This is a genomic window from Paenibacillus whitsoniae (assembly GCF_003955665.1).
Taxonomy (GTDB): Bacteria; Bacillota; Bacilli; order Paenibacillales; family NBRC-103111; genus Paenibacillus_E; species Paenibacillus_E whitsoniae.
In genome coordinates this window covers 128,472-148,700 of record NZ_RXHU01000007.1, presented here as the reverse complement: position 1 = coordinate 148,700, position 20,229 = coordinate 128,472, and the positions used below count along the sequence as shown (strand labels likewise).

The 20,229-nt window shown below is 53.0% G+C and carries 18 protein-coding genes, 1 pseudogene and 1 riboswitch; of the genes and pseudogenes, 7 read left to right on the top strand and 12 right to left on the bottom strand.

Annotation, left to right across the window (positions count from 1 at the left end):
• Positions 1-680 precede the first annotated feature (680 nt).
• The gene (locus EJQ19_RS01860; RefSeq protein WP_126139510.1) at positions 681-2,933 is read right to left on the bottom strand and encodes an FAD-dependent oxidoreductase; all 2,253 of its coding nucleotides are present in this window, start codon (positions 2,931-2,933) and stop codon (positions 681-683) included.
• Positions 2,934-3,109: 176 nt separating this feature from the next.
• Here EJQ19_RS01860 and EJQ19_RS01855 point away from each other — a divergent pair, with 176 nt between their 5' ends.
• The gene (locus tag EJQ19_RS01855) at positions 3,110-3,937 is read left to right on the top strand and encodes a helix-turn-helix domain-containing protein (protein WP_126139509.1); all 828 of its coding nucleotides are present in this window, start codon (positions 3,110-3,112) and stop codon (positions 3,935-3,937) included.
• On the opposite strand, the gene EJQ19_RS01850 is transcribed toward EJQ19_RS01855, so the two are convergent.
• Complete coding sequence (locus EJQ19_RS01850) at positions 3,934-4,533, bottom strand: TetR/AcrR family transcriptional regulator (protein ID WP_126139508.1); 600 nt, start codon at positions 4,531-4,533, stop codon at positions 3,934-3,936. The two genes, EJQ19_RS01855 and EJQ19_RS01850, sit on opposite strands and share 4 nt — an antisense overlap.
• 144 nt (positions 4,534-4,677) lie before the next feature.
• Between EJQ19_RS01850 and EJQ19_RS01845 the strand changes: the two genes are divergently transcribed.
• The 3 genes from EJQ19_RS01845 to EJQ19_RS01835 all read left to right on the top strand — a co-directional run bounded on the left by EJQ19_RS01845 (position 4,678) and on the right by EJQ19_RS01835 (position 7,479).
• The gene (locus EJQ19_RS01845) at positions 4,678-5,577 is read left to right on the top strand and encodes an ABC transporter ATP-binding protein (protein WP_126139507.1); all 900 of its coding nucleotides are present in this window, start codon (positions 4,678-4,680) and stop codon (positions 5,575-5,577) included.
• Positions 5,570-6,382, top strand: a complete 813-nt coding sequence (locus EJQ19_RS01840) for an ABC transporter permease subunit (protein ID WP_126139506.1) — start codon at positions 5,570-5,572, stop codon at positions 6,380-6,382. The genes EJQ19_RS01845 and EJQ19_RS01840 overlap by 8 nt, the downstream gene beginning before the upstream one ends.
• Before the next feature lie 428 nt (positions 6,383-6,810).
• Positions 6,811-7,479 (top strand): NAD-dependent epimerase/dehydratase family protein, encoded by a 669-nt coding sequence (locus EJQ19_RS01835; RefSeq protein ID WP_126139505.1) that lies wholly within the window; start codon positions 6,811-6,813, stop codon positions 7,477-7,479.
• A gap of 67 nt (positions 7,480-7,546) precedes the next feature.
• Here the strand turns inward: EJQ19_RS01835 and EJQ19_RS01830 are convergent, their stop codons facing one another.
• The 3 genes and pseudogenes from EJQ19_RS01830 to EJQ19_RS01820 form a co-directional block, all read right to left on the bottom strand.
• The gene (locus EJQ19_RS01830; protein WP_126139504.1) at positions 7,547-9,154 is read right to left on the bottom strand and encodes a DUF5050 domain-containing protein; all 1,608 of its coding nucleotides are present in this window, start codon (positions 9,152-9,154) and stop codon (positions 7,547-7,549) included.
• 61 nt (positions 9,155-9,215) lie between these two features.
• Positions 9,216-9,785, bottom strand: coding sequence for a histidine phosphatase family protein (locus EJQ19_RS01825; protein WP_126139503.1), 570 nt, complete (start codon positions 9,783-9,785; stop codon positions 9,216-9,218).
• A pseudogene (locus EJQ19_RS01820) lies at positions 9,782-10,275 on the bottom strand (dihydrofolate reductase). The gene EJQ19_RS01825 and the pseudogene EJQ19_RS01820 overlap by 4 nt, the downstream one beginning before the upstream one ends.
• 299 nt (positions 10,276-10,574) lie before the next feature.
• Between EJQ19_RS01820 and htpG the strand changes: the two are divergent.
• On the top strand, positions 10,575-12,455 hold the full coding sequence (gene htpG / locus EJQ19_RS01815) for a molecular chaperone HtpG (protein ID WP_126139502.1): 1,881 nt from the start codon (positions 10,575-10,577) through the stop codon (positions 12,453-12,455).
• A gap of 54 nt (positions 12,456-12,509) precedes the next feature.
• Here htpG and EJQ19_RS31670 read toward each other — a convergent pair whose 3' ends face one another.
• The gene (locus EJQ19_RS31670) at positions 12,510-12,680 is read right to left on the bottom strand and encodes a hypothetical protein (RefSeq protein ID WP_164716268.1); all 171 of its coding nucleotides are present in this window, start codon (positions 12,678-12,680) and stop codon (positions 12,510-12,512) included.
• An 85-nt stretch (positions 12,681-12,765) separates the two neighbouring features.
• Positions 12,766-12,860: riboswitch (cyclic di-GMP riboswitch) on the top strand.
• Between the two features lie 42 nt (positions 12,861-12,902).
• Here EJQ19_RS31670 and EJQ19_RS01810 point away from each other — a divergent pair.
• Complete coding sequence (locus tag EJQ19_RS01810) at positions 12,903-13,091, top strand: hypothetical protein (RefSeq protein WP_126139501.1); 189 nt, start codon at positions 12,903-12,905, stop codon at positions 13,089-13,091.
• A gap of 236 nt (positions 13,092-13,327) precedes the next feature.
• Here EJQ19_RS01810 and nrdR read toward each other — a convergent pair whose 3' ends face one another.
• On the bottom strand, positions 13,328-13,807 hold the full coding sequence (gene nrdR, locus EJQ19_RS01805) for a transcriptional regulator NrdR (protein ID WP_126139500.1): 480 nt from the start codon (positions 13,805-13,807) through the stop codon (positions 13,328-13,330).
• A 121-nt stretch (positions 13,808-13,928) separates the two neighbouring features.
• Here nrdR and EJQ19_RS01800 point away from each other — a divergent pair, with 121 nt between their 5' ends.
• Positions 13,929-14,144, top strand: a complete 216-nt coding sequence (locus tag EJQ19_RS01800) for an alpha/beta-type small acid-soluble spore protein (RefSeq protein ID WP_126139499.1) — start codon at positions 13,929-13,931, stop codon at positions 14,142-14,144.
• Between the two features lie 93 nt (positions 14,145-14,237).
• Here EJQ19_RS01800 and EJQ19_RS01795 read toward each other — a convergent pair whose 3' ends face one another.
• From EJQ19_RS01795 to polA, 5 genes are all read right to left on the bottom strand, one after another.
• Entirely contained in the window at positions 14,238-14,834 is a 597-nt protein-coding gene (locus tag EJQ19_RS01795) for a lytic transglycosylase domain-containing protein (RefSeq protein WP_338143317.1), read from the bottom strand.
• On the bottom strand, positions 14,831-15,427 hold the full coding sequence (coaE, locus tag EJQ19_RS01790) for a dephospho-CoA kinase (protein ID WP_126139498.1): 597 nt from the start codon (positions 15,425-15,427) through the stop codon (positions 14,831-14,833). The genes EJQ19_RS01795 and coaE overlap by 4 nt, the downstream gene beginning before the upstream one ends.
• Positions 15,428-15,463: 36 nt before the next feature.
• The gene (locus tag EJQ19_RS01785; protein ID WP_126139497.1) at positions 15,464-16,189 is read right to left on the bottom strand and encodes an MntP/YtaF family protein; all 726 of its coding nucleotides are present in this window, start codon (positions 16,187-16,189) and stop codon (positions 15,464-15,466) included.
• A gap of 143 nt (positions 16,190-16,332) precedes the next feature.
• Positions 16,333-17,193 (bottom strand): DNA-formamidopyrimidine glycosylase, encoded by an 861-nt coding sequence (mutM, locus tag EJQ19_RS01780; RefSeq protein WP_126139496.1) that lies wholly within the window; start codon positions 17,191-17,193, stop codon positions 16,333-16,335.
• A gap of 269 nt (positions 17,194-17,462) precedes the next feature.
• Entirely contained in the window at positions 17,463-20,129 is a 2,667-nt protein-coding gene (gene polA / locus EJQ19_RS01775; protein ID WP_126139516.1) for a DNA polymerase I, read from the bottom strand.
• Between the last annotated feature and the right edge of the window lie 100 nt (positions 20,130-20,229).

The window sequence follows — 20,229 nt, the reverse complement described above, 5'->3', positions numbered from 1 at the left end:
GCGTAGATAAATTTGTCTAAGTACCGTTTCGAGCACAGTTTGAACGCTAGGCGCAATTGCTCCAGGGACGGAGTGCGGAAGAGCTTGGGAGCAGTGAAGCCACTTTGGCAGCGGGCGGGGGTTTAGAGTCGATGAGTTTGTTTTTTTAAGTTTCGGCTGTTCGAGGGCGTGTTCACACTTCCAAGAGAACGTCGAGGTTGGCGGAAGTCTTGCTCAAAATAAGCGTGGNNAAATAAGCGTGGTCAACCACTTCTATTTCTTCAATCCGCATTCCTCGTGAGAAAATAAGCGTGGTCAACCACCGTTAAACATGTTGAAATCGGGCATATGGCCGAACATTTGGGAGAATAAGAGCGGTTGACCGCTCTTATTCTCCCGTAATTTCAGGAAACGCAGCCTATAGAAGCGGTTTGCCACTTCTATTTGTTGCTGCGCCAGCTTAAGAGGGGCTAGGCCCTTCTAATCCTCAAAAATCGAGCCTTTACGCGATGCTAACCAGGGCCAGGCCCTCTTAGCTTCACCGAATTGGCCGATTTCAGCCCATTTCGCAAGCTTTAAGAGGGGCTGCCCCCTTTTAGCTCGCAGAAATCGTGACTTTTCGCGATGCTAACTAGGGCCAGCCCCTTCTAGCTGCTATGAAACGGTCGCCAATCGCCAGCTGCGTCCAACTCCGCCCCACGCTACGCGTAGGCGCGGATCTCCACCACCTCGGCGCACGGACTGCCGTTCGTCGCCTCCACTACCAGCCGCAGCCGCTCCGTCTCCACGGCTGCGTCCAGCACCAACCGCCGCGTCCGCTTGCGGTTGCCTTCAACCCGGCGCAGCGTGTACCACGCGCCGTCAACCCAAGCCTCGAGCCGGTAGTCCCTGACCAGCTCGGGCATAACTTCCTGCTGCGTCCGGAACGCATGCAGGTTGATCAAATCCTCGTGAACGTTATCGTTGAACGTCACTTGAATCTCCCGCACGCGCTGGGCTTGATCCCAGCGCAGCTCGAGCCACTCCTCGCGACCGGCCTCCATCGGCTCGGACAGCCACACATGCATCGTGCCGTACGGCCGCAAGTAGCCGTCCGTCACATGGGCCGCCGCATACGCGTCCGTGCGTCCTACGGCCCGGAAGCAGATCGGCTTGCGGTCGATCCCCTTTTTCATGCTCCACAGCACGACCGGCTGCTCTGGCTCATGATGCTCCAAATCCTTGGACACCACCGGCGGCGTGCCCTTCACAAAAGCGATCGCGCCCGTCTGCGGGGCATCCGCGTGATACACCGTCACCGCGGGGTTCGCCCGTACGATGACAAACGCGTTCTGCGGCGTCTCCGGCTGCCACGTCAGCGGGCACGCCGCCCACTGCCCTTCTCCGGCTGGGACGCTCACTTCCACCGCGGCCACAAACCGCCCGGGCACATAGTTCTCCGCGCGCCGCGTGTCCCACAGCTCCACGCGAAGCGTCGTCCTCTCCGCGGCGTCCACGAGCAGCTCGAAGCCGTCCAGCCACGGCTCCACCGGGAACAGTACAGCGACGTCGTCCAGCAGCACCCTCGGCTCCACCGCGCGCTCCACGCCGAGCGACGCCAAGGTCGTAGACGCGGTGACCGCCGCCGACCGCGCCAAATCCCGCTCATCGCAGTTCGCCACGCCGAGGAGCGACGCATCCTGGCGGAGCAGCACCTGCTGCAGCTCCGCCATATGCCCGCGGTACAGCTCCCGCGGGGTCAAGCCCTTCTGCGCGCACAGCGCAGCCCCTGCGCCGGCCGCCTCGCCCATGACGGCGCAGGTCGCCATCACGCGCGTCGTGCCGAAAGCGACGTGCGACGCGCTGATATTGCGCCCCGCCATCAGCATATTCCGCACGTTCACGGAATACAGCGAACGGAACGGAATGTGATAGACGCCGTCCGCATGCCAATGCTTCGAGCCGCTCTCGGAGGCATACATGCCTTGCGGCGGATGCAGGTCGATCGACCAGCCGCCGAAGGCGACGCGGTCCTCGAACGGCGTCTGCGCGAGAATATCGTTTTGATTCAGGATATAATCGCCCTCAAAACGCCGATACTCTCGCTTCCCGGGCAGCGCCCCGACCCACTCGAGCGTCATGTTCTGCGCCTCGAAATTCCCCGAGTTTTTGATATAATCCCAAATCCCGTAAATGACCGACCACAGCTCATCCCGAATTCGCTCGTTCTCATGCACGGTATCCAGCTCGCCGCCCCACTCGATCCACCAATAGTGACAGCCCGAATCGCCGCTGCGGATGACGCGCTTGATCGGAATCGATGTGGTCGTGATATCCTTCGCAAAGCTCGGCGGATGATACTTCACCGGATGCCCGACATCTTTGGTATAAAATAAAATCGTGCTGCCGAGCGTAATCTCGTCCGCCGCCTCCGGCGCCCACGCCTCGCCGAATTCGCTGCGCGCTTCACGGCCGATCCGGTATTTCGCGCCCGCGAGGAAGCCGATCAAACCGTCGCCCGTGCAATCGAGGAACACCTCGCTCTCGTACCGGATGCTGCGCTCCGAGCCCATCATCCAGCCGGTAACCGACACGATTCGCCGATCGTCTTCTCCGCCTTCCGCCTCCACTTCATGCACGTCCGTGTTCAAAAACAGCTGGATATTCGTCTCCTTTTTCACCGCTTCGAGCACGACCAGGTCCCAGATATACGGATTGCCGTCCGGGTTCTGGTACTGATTTTCCACGAACAATTCCCCCATAATGCCGGTCTCCCGCGCATACCGGTTAATCCCGTGCGCCGTCGCGCCGCACACCCAGACACGCACCTCGCTGGATGCGTTCCCGCCCAGGACCGGGCGATTGTGCACAAGCGCTACCGTTTGTCCAAGCCGTGCTGCCGAGATCGCGGCGCAGACGCCGGAAAGACCGCCGCCTACCAAGGTTATATCTGTTTTTACCGTTTCTTCTCTCATCGCGATGCCTCCCACTCACTTCGAAATTAACCTCATTTTATCGCAGTGAGAGCGCTTTAATCCATGCATCCTTTCAACTTTCGCATATACAAAATTTCACGATATACTGTGTACTCATTTGCACGAATTTCGCTTATGATAAAGAGATCAGTTTGTTCACGAAAGGAACGTACCCAATGGACTTTTCAGATGCCATTCCCATCCGACCCAGACTCGTCGGTCATATGTACTGGAAGGAAAAAACGGCTTTTCAATTTCGCGAGGATACGAATGAGTACTGGGTTGCTTTTGCCGTGGAAAGCGGGCGTTTTTCATACCAAATCGGGGAAGAAGAAGGGGTCGGCGGCTTTGGCGACCTTGTCATTTGCCCGCCCGGGGTCGTTTTCCGCCGCGAGGTCGTGCAGCCTTTATGGTTTCATGTGATGAACTTTGACTGGATTCAAGATGACGGCCACATGCCGCCGGCCAACCTCCTCCCATCAGGAAAAATCACCATCCAGGATTTAAGCCGTCTCTCCTCCAATTATGCGTATTTGAAAAAATGGTACGACTTCGGCGGCCCCTCGTCGCATGCGTTCCGGCAGCATGTCTTGACCGACATTTGGATGCAATACGTCGAAGAACACGCCGCTGTCAGTCAGGCCCACTCCGCTTCCTGGGCATCCAGCGAATCCACAGGCAAAGACGCCTTGATCCATCAAGCCGTCCAGATGATGCAGGAGTCTGCCGACTCGTCCTGCTCCCTGAAAAGCATCGCCCAAGCACTCGGCGTCACGCAAGTCCAATTCACCCGCCGCTTCAAAAAATCGACCGGCATGCTGCCGATCGACTACTTAACGACGCTTCGCCTGCAAAAGGTTCAGCGGCTGCTGCTCGACAGTGATCTCACCCTGCAGCAGATCGCCGGTCAGAGCGGCTTTGAGAACGAATTTTATCTCAGCCGGGTGTTCAAGAAGCGTATGCACATGTCGCCCTCCTACTACCGGAAGCTGCACAGGCTCTAGTCATGCACGGAGACGCCGTAAAAAAACAGATCAGCCATCTCCTCAATCAATTGATCCATATTCGTATCCCCATCCACATAATCCAGCAGCGTATTCGCCTGGTTCGCTAGCATATTCATGTACATGACGATCGTCGAGGTCGATATCTTTTTCGAAATCTCGCCGGATTTCTTACCGTCCTCAATGAGCCTTACCACGAGCGGAATGCCCTTTTTCATATATTCGTCTTTCACAAAGGCGGCCAACACAGGATCCTCCTGCCACAATTTCTTCATCGTCGCGATGCCGAATGTGCGGGAGTTTTTCTTTTTCTGAAAAACGATATGTTCGATTTTCTCCTTCAGCGTATGCTCACTGGCCAGATAAGCTTCGAATTCGTCGATCGTTTCCCGGATATACGCGATGAACACATCCCGGATTAACTCTTCCTTGCTGCCAAAATAATTGTAGATCGTCACCTGAGAAACTCCGGCTTTTCCGGCAATTTCCGTGATCTTCAGCTTTTTTGCATCCTCTGTCTGCAGCAGCTCCAGCGTCGCCTTCATGATCTTTTCTTTTTTAAGCTGCGCTCTTTTTTCAAAACCATTCATAGCCATCACCCGACTCCCGTAATAATGAAATTATAGCATAAAATTATTTCAAAAGTCTTGACGACATGTTGGAACAGGAGTAACATGAGTTTTGAAATTGAATTAGTCAAATATTTCATAACTTTGAATCATCCTTGGAGGTGGCTGCGAATGCTGACTGTATCCCATTTGACGAAAGCATTCCCGGGCGGTAAAGGCATTTTCGATGTGTCGTTTTCGGTGGAAAAAGGGGAAGTCTTCGGCTTTCTGGGGCCTAACGGCGCTGGGAAATCAACGACCATCCGGCACATCATGGGATTTATGAGGCAGGACCAGGGGACTGTCACGGTACATGGACACGATACGTGGACGAAACAGGGCGAGGTACAGAAGTACATCGGCTACTTGCCGGGAGAAATCGCGTTTATTGAGGGCATGACCGGCAGTTCGTTCCTGGATTTTATGGCTGAACTGCAAGGCGTCAAAGCGAAGCGGCAGCGCCGCGACGAACTGATTCGTCGGTTTCAATTCGATGTAAATACGCCTATCCGTAAAATGTCCAAAGGGATGAAGCAAAAGGTCGGGATCGTCGCCGCGTTCATGCACGAGCCGGAAGTCATTATTTTGGATGAACCGACCTCCGGTCTGGATCCTTTAATGCAAAAAGTGTTCATCGACCTCGTCCTCGAGGAAAAAGCGAAAGGCACGACATTCCTGATGTCGTCCCACAGCTTCGCCGAAATCGAGCGCACCTGTGACCGCGCCGCCATTATTAAAGACGGCCGAATCCTCACTGTCAAAAACATTCACGAGCTGCAATCGATGCAGCGCAAGCTGTTCGAGGTCACGTTCGAGCGGCTGGCGGATGCCGAAACGTTTGCCAGGACGTCCGGCCTCGCCGTCGAGTCCCGCGAAGGCAACCGCGTCCGCGTAGCGGTGCAGGGCGCTTACCAGACCTTCCTTGCGGAGACTTCCCGCTATGCGGTTCGCAACGTCGATGTGTTTACGCAGAGCCTGGAAGACATCTTTATGAACTACTACGACCGCCAGGAGGGAACCCAGCATGAATAGCGCCTTATATAAGCATATGATGAAAATCCATCTCAAAGGCATCATGAACTATGCGTTCGGTTCCGCTTTTTATATTCTGCTCATGTTCTGGCTGTACCCAAGCTTCGCAACCGATAACAAGGCGCTCGACGATCTCATCAAATCGCTGCCCAAAGGCATTACCAACGCGTTCAATCTCGGCAGCGGCTTCGGCACGGTGGAGGCGTTTATCTCCGGCGAGTTTTACGGACTGCTGCTCGTATTGATCGTCGCCATCTTCTGCGTGATGTTCAGTACACAGCTCGTCGCCAAGCTGGTGGATCAAGGTGCTATGGCGTATTTGCTCGCCGTCCCGACGACGCGCGGCAAAGTAGCTATGAGCCAGGCGCTTGTGCTCTTCAGCGGCTTGTTCCTGATCATGGCCGTCACGACCTTGTGCGGGTTTGCCGGCTACGCACTGTTTATCGGCGATTTGAATGATTTTAACGGCGGCGCCTACCTGCGTATGAACATCGCCGCTTTCCTGCTGTTCTTTGCCGTCAGCGGCATCTCCTTCCTCATCTCTTCACTCTCGAACGATGAGAAACGGGCGATGAGCATTTCCGCGGGTCTCACCTTCGGCTTCTTCTCACTCGATCTGCTCGGCAAATTAAGCGATGCCATCTCCTGGCTCCGCCACATCTCTTACTTCTCGCTCTATGATCCGAGTGGAATTATCGGTGGCCGCACCGATCTATGGGTGCCATGGACGATTTTGGCCGCGATCGGTCTCGTCGGCTTCGGGATCGGCATCGGCGCTTTCCGCAAGCGGGATTTGCCTCTGTAAATCGCCTTCCCCACGCGCTCTTGCCAGCAGATTTGATCTGCTGCGAGGCGCTTTTTTCATAGCGCTGTACGCAAATGGGAAAAACTTAGTATGATACCAGCATAGCCATCTACAGAGCAGCCGTTTAGCTGAACCTAGGCATGAGGATCGTTCGAATGGATGGAGCCTTAAGCCTGCAAAAAAGCAGGAATTTTCCCCTTTCCCTGCCTGATTCGATGGAATTCCTGCTAAAGCGCAGGAATTTTTGAGAGACGCCCCTTTTTCAAGCGAGCTTGGCTTAAAAAACTGCCTTATTGCAGGCATTTTGCAAAAAACACCACTTTCATGAGAAATGCCTGCCTTCTCGCAGGAATTTACTTCTGCCGCTTGACTTGGGCACCTTAGCCGCGGCAGGTACCTAAGCAACAGCAAACAAAGGAGAAGCCATGATGAACGTACTCTTACTCGGCGCTACAGGCATGGTAGGACAAAGTGTCCTGCGGGAATGCCTCCTTGACCCGGCGATCACACAGGTCTACACGTGGGGGCGCAGCCCGATTTCCGTTACTCACGCCAAACTCCATAACTTTGTGCAAAAAGATTTGACCAACCTTGGCCCGCTCCAGGACGTGCTGCCTGAGATTGACGCTTGCTTCTTCTGCCTCGGCGTCTCATCGGCGGGCATGAACGAGGAGCAGTACCGCGCTGTTACGTACGATCTGACCATGCAGTTCGCCCGCGAGCTCGTCCGGCTGCAGCCGAACCTGACGTTCCTCTACGTCACCGGCGCTAGCACCGATAGCACAGAGCAGGGCCGCGTCATGTGGGCGCGTGTCAAAGGGAAGACTGAGAACGATTTGCTTAAGCTCCCGTTCAAAGCCGCGTACATGTTCCGTCCCGGCGGGATCATTCCGAAGAACGGCGTGCGCTCCAAGACCGGCTGGGTGCAGGCGATTTACACCGTCACACGGCCACTTTTTCCTCTTTTGGAAAAAGCGTTCCCGAACAGCATCACAACCTCCGTACAAATCGGCCGCGCCATGATCAATGCCGCACGGCACGGCTACCCGCAGCCGATCGTGGAAGTGAAGGACATTCGGAAGCTTGCGGATGCATAGCTGCAAAAAAAGGCAGTCCAGAGCGCGAAATCATCGCCCTGACTGCCTTTTTTGTCAGACACCTTTTCTACTTCACGAAGAGCGTCGTTAGCGCTCCGGCCTCTCCCTTAGCCGCGATCAGAAGGCCTTCATCCGAAGCCAGGACACGCTCAATCCCATTCGCGATTTTGAGTACAATACTGCCGGAATCATCCAACAATTCCATCCCATAAGGGGAATCGTCCCCCATCACACAGACCAATCGATCCCCTGCGATCTGTGCGGATTTCACCGCATCGAGAAGTAGAATTCCTTCAGGATGGTCGCCGTTTTTCAGATAAAGCGAAGATGGCTTCTCCGGGTCTGCAACGCCGGAACCGGAAGACGTGTAGAAAACATTCTCGCCCATCACCCCGAACCAAGCTACCGGCTTGTCGGTCAGCCTCGATTCGTTCGTTCCGTCCAGCTCGGCACGGTATAACGACGCGTCCTCATCCTTGATATAGTAAAGGCTGCTGCCAAATATCCGGAACTGGCCAACCGAAGCGTTCACTAGCGGAACGGATTTCCCGTCCTTGAGATGAATGCGGAAAATATGATTAAGCGCGCCTGTAGTCGGTGGATAAGCCGAGCCGATGACATAGACATCGTCGCCGATGACACGCATAGATCCCCCATCCCCGCCAACGCTAACCATGTTGGAATCGGCGGTTACATGCCTGCCGTACATCATCCCCGGTTCGCCAAGCTGCCGGGCCGAAGCGCGATCCTTTCCTTCCGGAACCAGTGACAAATTGCCTGCAGACGGCGGGTTTCCTTGATTTGCAATCACTGTGCCGTCATCGGTTTCACGGAAATCCAGATAGCCTTGGTGGGAGACGGTCGCTTTCCCATCCGGCGCAATCCTCACATAGACATCATGCCCCATCGTTGCACCGCCAACATGATATCGCAGCCATAGCACATCCTCGCGAAGTTGAAACGTCACATTTTTTTGCAACCCATGCCCGGAATCAATGTCATACGTGTACAGAAGCTCCTTGCTGTCCGAGCCTGCAGTAGGCGTGCGATACACCTCATTTGTACTGCCCTCTGTCTCCACAAAATAATAATACCCTTGGTAGAGCGCCCGATCATTGTCCGAAGGAAGCGACGAAACGTCCATCACCTGTGCGTTAGACGACTGAATGGAAAGCCCCTCAACAGCATCCCACGCATAATCCCAATGAAACGCATCATGCGCGAATCGCCACGTTAGCGGGAAATACGTTACATCGCGAAAGGAGAGCAGCGGATACGGCTCCTTCGGATTATCGATGCTTTGCCCATTTACAGAGATCGGCCCTTCTGACACTTGCGCATGATAAACCGCCGCGTTCATCTGCTCCGAACGATAGCCCACGTAAGAAGAGGCCACGATCTTCTGGGCGATTTGCAGCCCTCCGTCTGCCGACCAGCTCGATTCCAAGCCCAGCAGCCGTGCATCGTACCAAGTCATGGGAACATAAGTAATCTCTTTATAGACCAGTAACGGGTATTCCCGATTCTTGTTGTCCACCAGATGTCCATTCAGATGAACCGGGTAGTTTGGTATCGTCACCTCCACGTCGTTCGTCAAAGCCTGTGCTTGCCCAGGGGCGCCCAATATCAGAAGCAGCAGCCCGGACATCATCCATCCGGCACCTTTCCTATTCACGTCGCTTCCTCCATTTCATCTCATCTTCCCATCATTAGACGAAAATGGAAGAAAAAAGTTGCTACTTCCAAACCCTCTCAACCCGCACCAAACGTTGCCCCTCAAAAGTCAATTTATAAATATCCGGTTTCGTCGTCTGATCCCAAAACTCGAACCCATACTGCTCATCGTAGTAATTCATGATAATGGTCATGATATTGCCGTGCGTTCCGATGACGAACGTGCGGCATTCCTGCTCATTCAAAAGTCGCTCAATGACCGGAATCGCCCTTTGCTGCGCTGCTCGTGTGGACTCTCCGCCTTCCAGGGCGAAATCCTTGTCAGCAAACGACTGGCGAATAGCCTGATAGAGTGTATCCCATGTAGCTTGGTAATCCAGCCCTTTGATCGGACGCTCAATCAATTCTTCATATTCTGCAATCGGCAATCCTTTGCTCTCTGCCACAAATTGAACCGTCTGTTTCGCCCGGGTATATGAGCTGGAGGCGACGAAATCGACGTCAATATCTTGAAAAAACCGGCCGACTCGTCTCGCTTCTTCCCAGCCCTCCTCCGAAAGCCCTCTCGTCCGCTCTTCGCCGAAAGCGAATGGCGATTCTGCATGCCGAACCATATACATCGTTGTTGTCACTCGCTGACCTTCCTTTCATACTGATGAAAATAGTACGTATACGGATTGCGTTCATTCATGATGCTTGGTCCCTACTAACCTCATGCCACTCGCTGTAGTCCACTTCCGGAAAATATGTATCCCCTTCAAATTGATGATGGATGACGGTCAAATACATCTTCTTCACATAGGGCATAAACATTCGATAAATCTGTTCTCCGCCAAAAATAAACACCCTCTCGTCATCCTCGCACATCGCAAGCACTTCTTGCACGGAATGCGCCATCTCGCAGCCTTCGATCCGCAAACTCCTGTCTCTACTGACGACAATATTTCTTCGATCGGGCAGCGCCTTTCCGATGGATTCATAATTTCTTCGTCCGAGCACAATCGTATTCCCTTTGGTAACGTGATTTACATACTTCCAGTCGTTCGGAATCCGCCACGGAATATCATTGTCTTTTCCAATGACCCGGTTGCTGTCCATCGCGGCAATTAAGTAAATGTTCATGGAATCCCCTTTTATTCATTAACTAAGAAAATTATACCATGCGCCTGCTTCCGAGTGGAAAAAGATACCTTGGATCAGCTCTCAAAATAAGAGCGGTTTCCCCCTCTTAAGCCTCCTTCATCACTTGATACCGCCGCCGCTTACTCGTTCCGACCACGCCCCTCACCTCTTTCAAACTGCAAATGAATTGACTTTAAATGACAAGGATGATATAAAAAAGAGTATATAGCACTCACCGAACGAGAGTGCTAACGGGCGTGAAGCCCATAGCTTTTTACATAGGGAAAGGAGATTTACACGTGGAAAAGAAGCAGTTTCAAGCCGAATCCAAACGCTTGCTGGAAATGATGATTAACTCGATCTACACACAGCGGGAAATCTTTCTGAGAGAGCTGATTTCCAATAGCAGCGATGCGATTGACAAAATTTATTACAAAGCGTTAACCGACGACTCGCTCGTTTTTGACAAAGATAACTATTACATCCGCATCACCGCGGACAAGGACAACCGCACGCTGACGATTCGCGATACCGGGATCGGGATGACGAAGGAAGAGCTGGAGAATAACCTCGGGGTTATTGCGAAGAGCGGCTCGCTGGCGTTTAAGAAAGAGAATGAAGCGAAAGACGGCCATAACATCATCGGCCAATTCGGGGTAGGCTTCTACTCCGCCTTCATGGTCGCTGACCTTATCACCGTTACGAGCCGGGCGCTCGGCAGCGATACGGCATACCGCTGGGAGTCGTCAGGAGCCGACGGTTACACCATCGAGCCCGCGGAAAAAGCGGAGGTAGGTACGGAAATCGTCCTCCACATTAAGCCGAATACCGAGGATGACAGTTACGATGAGTTTTTGGAGGAATACCGCCTCAAAGCCATCGTCAAGAAGTACTCCGATTTCATCCGTTATCCGATCAAGATGGACGTGTCCTCCCGCCGCCTGAAGGAAGGCACGGAAAACGAATACGAGGACGTAAAAGAAGAACAGCACGTTAACTCCATGGTGCCGATCTGGCGTAAAAACAAAAACGAGCTGACTGTCGAAGATTACGAGAAATTCTATCATGAGAAGCACTACGGCTTCGACAAGCCGCTAAAACATATTCACGTCAGCGCGGACGGCTCCGTCGTCTACCAAGCTATTCTGTTTATTCCGGAAAGCATGCCGTTCGACTACTACTCGAAAGAATACGAGAAAGGGCTCGAGTTGTACGCAAACGGCGTCCTGATCATGAACAAATGCGCCGATCTGCTGCCTGACCATTTCTCCTTCGTCAAAGGGATGGTCGATTCCGAAAGCTTGTCGCTGAACATCTCCCGCGAGATGCTGCAGCACGACCGCCAGCTGAAGCTGATCGCGAAGAACATTGCCAGCAAAATCAAGAGCTCGCTCCAAAGCATGCTCAAAGACGAGCGCGAGAACTATGAAAAGTTCTATAAAGCGTTCGGCAGACAGCTGAAATTCGGCGTCTACAACGATTACGGCATCAACAAAGATCAATTGCAGGATCTGCTGATGTTCAACTCTTCCAAAGAGAAGAAGCTAGTTACGCTCGACGAGTACGTCTCCAGAATGCCGGAAGATCAGAAGTACATCTACTACGCTTCCGGAGAATCGATGGAGCGTATCGACAAGCTGCCGCAAACGGAGATTGTAACCGATAAAGGCTATGAAATCCTGTACTTCACCGACGATATTGACGAGTTCGCAATCAAGATTCTGACGTCCTACAAAGAGAAGGAGTTCCGCTCCGTCTCCAGCGGCGATCTTGGCATTGACGCAGAAGAGAACAAAGACGACGACGCGGCAGACAAATCCGACAACAAGGATCTGTTCGACTACATGAGCTCGCAGCTCGCAGGTAAAGTATCCAGCGTGAAAGCCTCCAAACGTCTCAAAAAGCATCCGGTCTGTTTGTCGACCGAAGGCGACGTGACGATCGAAATGGAGAAAATCCTGAACGCGATGCCGAACAATCCGAACGTCAAGGCGGAGAAGGTGCTTGAGATCAACGTGAACCACGAGGTGTTTACTTCGCTCAAGGATGCTTTCAACAGCGATAAGGAAAAACTTAATCTGTACACCGCGCTGCTGTACAATCAAGCGCTGCTTATTGAAGGACTGCCGCTGCAAGATCCGGTGGAATTTACAAACGATATTTGCAAAATCATGGTGTAATTGCATAGGGGCACGGAAGCCGAAAGGCGGATGTGCTCCTTTTTGCCTTGTAGGCTAATTCGACGCAGATTCTTTCAAACGGTCTGTATCCACGCTAGCATTTATCATTTCAGGCTTTGCATAAACATAAGATAATAACCGCTCTTGATCGATGCCCAGTGCCCTAGCAATCTCCAGAATGTCAAGCTCACAACATTTTTGTGAAAACGGTTTATTAACGGACATTTGCTTCAACCATCCTTCGAATTTAATGTAATAATGGAGTAGCTGCCAGCTTTTTGTGGTATAGTCTAATTACAAGCATTGTGCGGTACGATAAAGGCAAAACCATTGAAAAGTGGTGACGCAAAGCTATAGGGACTACTTCGGCAGCCAAAAGCACCGATATGTCAGCCAGCTACCGCCTCCGTCCGCCCTTTGCGCACGTCGACAAGGAGGAGTCTTACAATGAGGAAAATGGTGATTGATGGGAATATGAGCGTAGATGTGAAGCAGTTGATTGATCATCTGCATCTTCCGGAAAGCGAAATTTTGGATAAGTTCTCCTTTTCGTTTGGGGGTAGCGAGCTGACCGATGAAGAATCGCTTCGTTTCATTCATTTTCTGAGAAGTGAACTGGACAAACAAACTCAATAAACGAATTATGCCTTATCAGCTTCAAAAATACAGTCGGTTGATGTCTATAGATTCATACTTTTTTTCAACAAATGGCCTCAGCGTGTTTTTCCCGTACTGACTGGCTTTCCGGGCATTCATCAAAAAAAGACAGCGGACGATCCGCTGTCTTTCTCGTTTTTTTGTCGCATTGCGATCAAGAAAATCCACATTTCAAGTCGACATATGGTTCCCTTGCCCTAAATTTTTTTTCAACACTATTTATCCCGAAGCAAAGTCCCGTCATGCTTGCCCAAAATTTGCGTAAGCTCCTTCAGGAACATATTAATGTCTTTAAATTGCCGGTACACAGAGGCGAAGCGAATGTACGCCACTTCATCGACAGGATACAGCTGCTCCATCACGATTTCTCCGATCGCCAGGCTGTCGACTTCCGCATGCGCGGTCGTTCGCAGCTGCATTTCCACTTCCGAAACCAGCATCTCAAGCTGCTCCATTGACACCGGCCGCTTCTCGCAGGCGCGGATCAAGCCCCGAAGTATTTTCTCTCGGCTAAATTCTTCCCGGCTTCCGTCTTTTTTAATCACGATTAACGGCGTTTCTTCAATCATTTCGAACGTCGTGAACCGCCTGGCGCATTTCTCGCATTCCCTCCGCCGCCGGATGGATTTATCCTCATTGGCGGAACGGGAATCCAGTACCTTCGTCCCCGAGTGATCACAGAACGGACATTTCATTCGCTTTCATCTCCTTTCTATGTTTCTATTCTAACTCATTTTCATTCCCAAATGTTACATGTCTTGAAGCGAGGCGATCTGCACACAATAGATTTACCAACCGACAAGGAGGTGAACAGACATGAGCGCAAGCAATAGTAATACTTTGGTGGTTCCACAAGCTAACGCAGCGTTGGATCAGTTGAAGTACGAAGTAGCTCAAGAGCTTGGTATCGCGATCCCGCAGGACGGATACTACGGCAATATGGCTACACGTGATACTGGTGCTATTGGTGGTCACATTACTCGTCGCCTGGTGCAAATCGCAGAACAATCTCTTGCTGGTCAATTCAAGTAATCTTGATGATGACGTAGCGCTTGATGTCTGCAAAACAGGAAGTATTGGACTCTCGCTCCACACCGGAGCTAGTCCAATGCTTCTTTGTTTTGGTTATGCGGAATCGTCGCTTTCCTGCCACTTCTCCGCATACAACTTCGTATATTTGTCGTAGTAAAACAGCACGCGCTGCAAATAATGACGCGTTTCCCCGAACGGAATTTGCGAGCTATTCTCTTCGGTGCCGTCCCAAACTCCGCTATTTTTCCACTTATTGACGTTGCCTTGTCCCGCATTGTAAGCCGCAATCGCATACACCATATTGCCGTTGTAATGTTTGATCAGCCAACTTACATACCAAGACCCCAGATAAATGTTCAAATCCGTCTTGAGCAGATCGTCGCGCGACTTGACGCTTACATCGGCGGACTCCACGATCCAGTCTGCGGTATCCGGCATCAACTGCATGAGGCCGATCGCACCTTTGCTCGACTCCAAATGATACTGGTAATTTGTTTCCACACGGATAATCGCGGCAATCAGAAAAGGATCTACCTTGTGTTTCGCCGCACTCGTCTTAATTTCCTGCACATAATGAATCGGATACAGCTTTCTTCCGATATAGGCACTGTTCATGAAAAGCGTCGCCACAAACACAATCAACAAAATCGCAAATATTCGTTTTTTACGCCAAAACGCCATGCGAATCATGTGAGCCCCTTTTCAGTTAGAAAGTGTTCGACCTGCTCCATCGTTTGTTCCAGCGTTCCGCTGTTGTCGATGACGAAGTCAGCAAGCTTGCGCTTCTCCTCAATCCCCATTTGCGCTTCCAAGCGGAGCGCCGCCTGGGCCTCCGTCAAAGCGTCGCGCGCAATCAAGCGCTCCAATTGAACCTCGCGAGGGACATACACGACCAACGTGGCCTCAAACATCGAAGCCAGTCCGGATTCAAAAAGCAAAGGCACATCGACAACGACAAGCTTGTCCGGCTGTTCTCGCTCGTAGGCTGCCATCTGGCTGCGCATCCTAGCCCGAATTGGAGGATGCAGAATGCCCTCCAATGCCTTACGCTGCTCTTCCGAGCCAAAGATGAGCTCACCGAGCTTCTTTCGGTTCAGCGACCCGTCCGGGTTCAGAACGGCTTGTCCAAAATGCGCGGCAACCTGTTCGAGAACAGGGCTGCCCGGCTGGACGACATCGCGTGCGATTTGATCCGCATCTACTAACAGGGCGCCGCGGCTGACGAGCATGCCGCTTACCGTGCTTTTCCCGCAAGCAATGCCTCCTGTTAAGCCGATATTCATAAGCTTCTCTCCTCAATACGACATGATGATTTCGTTTTACAGCATTTTGATAAGTCCCATGAGAATCAGCACGCAGCCCGGAAGAATGGAGAGCTTTTGCATCCAGGTCATATCTGCGTATTTGAGTCCGATGCGGAGCCCGACGGCGATGAACGCGCCGCTGGCAACCGCGATGACCGATGCGGTCAGAATCGGCGCAAACCCGATCAAGGCGGCCCCGATGCCGGCGCCAAAGGAGTCCAGCGAAAGCGCAAGACCTAGCAGCGTCGCCTCGGAGGCGGAAATGTTACCCGATTTATCGACATCTGCGATCGACGGGGTGCGAAGAATTTGGATCACCAGTCCAAAGTGTTTCAATTCAATATTCAAAATCTCTTTCGTTCGCTGCAGCGTGTCGAGCGGAATCGGCTGTTCGGCCGTGCCGGACGAAGCGCCCTGAACCGCGCTGACGGAAGCCTCCTGTGCCTGGCCTGCCGAAGTATCCTGCGCTTTCTGCCCTTGCCAGGTTTGGATCAGCGCCCAGATCCCGATGCCGATCAAGATCAGAGCCCCGATGCGTTTGGCCACACCGGGTGACATGTAGGACGACATCAACACGCCAATCTGCATCGAAGCCAGAATAATGATGCCTGACCAGAGCGATATAATCCCGATGGAGACGAGCGGAATACGTATTTTTCTTAACCCATACATCACGCCGACACCAAAGCCGTCAAGTGAAACGGCGAACGCCAAAATGATCAAAGAAAGTACAGGAAGCATACGACCCCTCCTAAGAGTAATACCCGATTACGAGCCGTTTGAGCCGGTCATCTAGGCGAAGGAGACTTTCCAATATGTGGGTGGTACGATCGGAAAGCTCACTAAATACTCCATATCATATGGGATCTGGGCGCTTCATGTGCCTAATCTTGCGACTTCTTTTGCGCGCGCTTGCGTTTCAAAGGCTGGCATTTCGGGCACGTGTGGGTGCCGCGGCCGCCGACGACTGTCTTTACAATGGGAGTGCCGCACGTTTTGCATGGCTGCGATTCTCTGCCATAGATGTTCAACTGATGTTGAAACATCCCCATTTCACCTTGTCCGTTGACATAGGACTTGACGGATGAGCCCCCGACCTCGACGGATTCGCGCAGCGTCTGAACAATCGACGCATGCAGCGCAGCAAGCTCCTTGCGGCTTAAAGAGGAGGCTTCCCGCTCAGGATGAATGCCCGCGAGGAACAGGGACTCGTCTACATAAATATTCCCGATGCCGACGATGTATGCCTGATTGAGCAGCAAGGGCTTAATCTTCGTCTTGCGATGTCCGATCGCTTGGCGGAACGCTTCAAAGGTGAAAGCTTCCTCCAGCGGTTCCAGGCCCAGCTTGTGCAGCGGCGGCTGCTTCAGGTCCTCACCTTTGGGAAACAGATGCATCGTACCAAATTGACGCACGTCTTTATAGCGAAGTTCAGTCCCATCCGTAAAATGAAAAATGACATGCGTATGGAGCTCGAGCGGCTCCCCGGCCTGATACAGGCCGTAGCGGCCTTCCATCCGCAGATGGGAAACGAGCACGTAATCGGTCAGAATGAAACGCAGGAACTTGCCCCGGCGTTCAATCGTTTCGACCGTCTGTCCTTGAAGCAGAACTTCGAACTGCTGAATATCGTCAGGCTTCTGAATAATGCGGGGCAGTCTGACCTGAACCCGCTCCATCGTTTTTCCCGTGATGAGTTCAATTAAGGTCCGCTTGACTGTCTCGACTTCTGGCAATTCAGGCACAGCTGTTCACCTCGTTGTATTAAAAATTGTTCGGCTACCTAAACCTGCAAATGTGCAGGAATTTTCCTCGCTCATCCCCTGATTTGGTCAAATACCTGCGAATCGGCAGGAATTTTTAGCGAAATCCACCTTTGGAACGAGTTCGCTCCTAAAGAACTGCTTTTTCGCAGGCATTTTATAAAAAACGCCTCTTTTGTTGGAAATTCCTGCCTTTTCGCAGGCACCTTGCACCCAATGCTATCCAACCTGTTAGATGAAGGAGTTACGGCTTACTTGGCATCATACCAAGTCTGGCCGTAATCGACGTCGGCGCGGAGCGGTACATCCAGCTCCAGCGCAGCCGCCATCACTTCCGGCACGAGCCGCTTCATCGTCTCCAATTCCTCTTCCGGCACTTCGAAGACCAATTCGTCATGCACTTGCAAGAGCATGCGGCTCCGCAGCCCTTCCTGCTTCAGGCGCTCCGCCATCTGCACCATCGCCAGTTTGATAATATCCGCTGCCGTTCCTTGAATCGGTGTATTCATCGCCGTCCGTTCCGCAAAGGAACGGATATTGAAATTCGACGCCGTAATTTCCGGCAGATAACGTCTGCGCTGCAGCAGTGTCGTTACATAGCCGTTTGCGCGCGCGTCTTTGACGATGTCATCCATGTATTTGCGCACGCCTTGGAACACGGCGAAATACTGCTCGATGAACTGCGCCGCTTCCCGGCGGGTAATATCCAGGTTCTGCGACAAGCCGTAGTCGCTGATGCCGTACACGATCCCGAAGTTGACCGCTTTCGCCTGGCGGCGCATGTTGCTGTCCACCGCCGACGCCTCCACGCCGAAGACGTCCATGGCCGTCTTCGTGTGGATGTCCATATTCTGAAGGAACGCTTCCTTCAGCTTCTCATCCTGCGAGATGTGCGCGAGCACGCGCAGCTCGATCTGCGAATAATCCGCCGCCAGAATGTACCAGCCCGGCTCGGACGGGACGAACACTTTGCGGATTTTGCGCCCTTCCTCAAGCCGGATCGGGATGTTCTGCAGATTCGGGAACTGTGAGCTCAGCCTGCCCGTGGCGGCGATCGTCTGCCGGTAGTACGTGTGCACCTTGCCGGTCTCGGATCGCACCTCTTTCAGCAGGCCTTCGACGTAAGTCGACTGCAGCTTCGCCAGCTGGCGGTAATTCAGGATCTGCCCGACCACTTCGTTATAGGGCGCGAGGCGCTCCAGCACCTCGGCGTCCGTCGAGTAGCCGGTTTTGGTTTTCTTATAAGCTGGAAGCCCCAGCTTCTCAAACAGAATATCGCCGAGCTGTTTCGGCGAATTGATGTTGAACTCGACGCCGGCGAGCTTGTAGATGCTGGCCATGATCGTGTCCAGCTGAACGGCCAGCTCCACGCCGAGCGCCTTCAAGCCCTCGGCATCCACGCTGATGCCGCGCAGCTCCATCTCCGCGAGCACACTCGCGAGCGGCAGCTCCAGTTCGTAGAAGAGGCGATGCATCTCGCTCTTCTCCAGTTCCACGCGCAGCACGGGCACCATGCGCGCCATCGCCATCGCTTTGCGGCCCAGATGCTCGCTAAGCGCAGCTTCCTCCGGCAGGCGGAACTTCGCGCCTTTGCCGAACACCTCTTCGTCCGCCTTCACGCCCGGCAGACCGTATTTGGCCGATAGGCCGCTAAGCGTCAGATTCGAATCCGTCGGATCGAGTAAGTATGCGGCCAGCAGCACGTCAAAATCGACGCCGGCGAGCGGAATATCCTGCCAGGCGAGAGCGAGCAGCGCGCGGTGCACGTCGAACAGCTGCTTCTTCTTCGAAGCGTCGCTGAGCCACGCGCGCAAGGGCTGCCCGGCGTCGCTCGCCAGCACCGCCATCGGCACATAATAGGACGTATTCGTCCCATCCTCGTCCATAAACCACACAACGCCGACCATCTCCGCGTGATGTGGGTTGTCGCCGATCGCCTCCACGTGGATCGCGGCGTGGTTATCCAGCCGATCGATCAGTTGCTGCACGTTCCCGGCGTTCACCGTGACCGCTTCGAGGCTCTCGATCGCGGCCTGCTCTTCCTCCGTGAGAGGAGCGCTTCCGAAATCCATCTTCTCGAGCAGCGACTTAAACTCCAGCTTCCGGAACATACTGGAAAGAGCCGTCCCATCGAAGCCGTCATAGCGGAACGTGCTCCATTCCGTTTCCATCGGCACCTCGCGGAAAATCGTCGCGAGGTCCTTGCTCATGAGCGCGCTCTTGGCATGCTCTTCGACTTTTTCCTTCATTTTGCCCTTGAGACTGTCCGCGTTCGCGAGCACCGCTTCCACCGTGCCGAATTCATGCAGCATTTTCAGCGCCGTCTTCTCCCCGACCCCCGGAATGCCCGGAATGTTGTCGGACGTGTCGCCCATGAGCCCCTTGAGGTCGATAATCTGCTGCGGCGTCAGCCCGTATTTCTCCATAATCGCAGGCGGATCGTACAGCTCCACTTCGCTGATCCCCTTGCGCGTAATGGCAACGGTGACGTTGTCGGACGCAAGCTGCAGCATGTCCTTGTCGCCGGAGACGAGCAGCACGCGCTCTCCCTTGGCGTCTGCGGCTTTCGTCAGCGTGCCGATGATATCGTCTGCCTCATAGCCGGACAATTCAAACTGCTGAATATTGAACGCTTTCAACAGCTCTTTAATGAGTGGAAATTGCTCGGAGAGCTCCGGCGGGGTTTTCGCCCGTCCGCCTTTGTAGTCGCCATATTCTTTATGTCGAAACGTAATCTTCCCGGCATCGAACGCCACGAGAAAATGCGTCGGTTTTTCTTCTTCAATCAATTTGAGCAGCATAGTTGTAAAGCCGTAAACCGCGTTGGTGTGCAGACCGCTGGAGTTGCTAAGCAGAGGAAGCGCGTAGAACGCACGGTTTGCAATCGAGTTGCCGTCTATAATAATTAACTTATCCATGAATTCACCCCGATTTTTAGACATACTTCTTCCATCATAGCATATGAAATTAAAATAAAAAAACGGTTCCCAACATAAGTATGTAAGGAACCCCTGAATC

Coding starts and splice junctions, on each gene's coding strand:
- EJQ19_RS01860 (WP_126139510.1), bottom strand. CDS start 2,933: ATGAGAGAAGAAACGGTAAAAACAGATATAACCTTGGTAGGCGGCGGT.
- EJQ19_RS01855 (WP_126139509.1), top strand. CDS start 3,110: ATGGACTTTTCAGATGCCATTCCCATCCGACCCAGACTCGTCGGTCAT.
- EJQ19_RS01850 (WP_126139508.1), bottom strand. CDS start 4,533: ATGGCTATGAATGGTTTTGAAAAAAGAGCGCAGCTTAAAAAAGAAAAG.
- EJQ19_RS01845 (WP_126139507.1), top strand. CDS start 4,678: ATGCTGACTGTATCCCATTTGACGAAAGCATTCCCGGGCGGTAAAGGC.
- EJQ19_RS01840 (WP_126139506.1), top strand. CDS start 5,570: ATGAATAGCGCCTTATATAAGCATATGATGAAAATCCATCTCAAAGGC.
- EJQ19_RS01835 (WP_126139505.1), top strand. CDS start 6,811: ATGAACGTACTCTTACTCGGCGCTACAGGCATGGTAGGACAAAGTGTC.
- EJQ19_RS31670 (WP_164716268.1), bottom strand. CDS start 12,680: ATGTCCGTTAATAAACCGTTTTCACAAAAATGTTGTGAGCTTGACATT.
- EJQ19_RS01810 (WP_126139501.1), top strand. CDS start 12,903: ATGAGGAAAATGGTGATTGATGGGAATATGAGCGTAGATGTGAAGCAG.
- nrdR (WP_126139500.1), bottom strand. CDS start 13,807: ATGAAATGTCCGTTCTGTGATCACTCGGGGACGAAGGTACTGGATTCC.
- EJQ19_RS01800 (WP_126139499.1), top strand. CDS start 13,929: ATGAGCGCAAGCAATAGTAATACTTTGGTGGTTCCACAAGCTAACGCA.
- EJQ19_RS01795 (WP_338143317.1), bottom strand. CDS start 14,834: ATGATTCGCATGGCGTTTTGGCGTAAAAAACGAATATTTGCGATTTTG.
- coaE (WP_126139498.1), bottom strand. CDS start 15,427: ATGAATATCGGCTTAACAGGAGGCATTGCTTGCGGGAAAAGCACGGTA.
- EJQ19_RS01785 (WP_126139497.1), bottom strand. CDS start 16,189: ATGCTTCCTGTACTTTCTTTGATCATTTTGGCGTTCGCCGTTTCACTT.
- polA (WP_126139516.1), bottom strand. CDS start 20,129: ATGGATAAGTTAATTATTATAGACGGCAACTCGATTGCAAACCGTGCG.